Annotated in this window: 1 protein-coding gene; it reads right to left on the bottom strand. The window is 69.0% G+C overall.

All coding sequences use genetic code 11. From position 1 onward, the window contains the following. Window positions 1-18 precede the first annotated feature (18 nt). The coding region (locus TW83_RS15955) for a YqgE/AlgH family protein (protein ID WP_045983770.1) at window positions 19-358 on the bottom strand (340 nt) is incomplete at its 5' end.

Below are 358 nucleotides of genomic sequence, written 5' to 3'. Positions count from 1 at the left end.
CCGCGCGGGACGCAAAATTCAGGCGCGGCCGGACGCCGCCGACAAAAGCGACGGATCGATCCCCTGCGCCCGCAGCGCGCGCTGCCACTTGTCCTCGTGCGACAGATCAAAGATCAGATCCTCGGCGCCATCTCCGGTCAACCAGCCATTGGCCAGCATCTCGGTCTCCAGCTGCCCCGGCCCCCAGCCTGCATAGCCAAGCGCCAGAACCGCAGGGTCCGGACCATAGCCCTGCGCCAGTTCGACCAGGATGTCGCGCGTCGTGGTCATCGCCAGCGCCTGGCCGATCCGCAAGCGACCCTCGGGGTCCTGCCCGTGCTCGGCCACCTTGTGCAGCACGAATCCCCGGCCCGGCTCG

Origin of the sequence: Paracoccus sp. S4493 (genome assembly GCF_000967735.1) — a bacterium.
GTDB classification, from domain to species: domain Bacteria; phylum Pseudomonadota; class Alphaproteobacteria; order Rhodobacterales; family Rhodobacteraceae; genus Paracoccus; species Paracoccus marcusii.
Note: the sequence above shows the minus strand (reverse complement) of the source record. Positions and strands in the feature narration are given on the sequence as shown.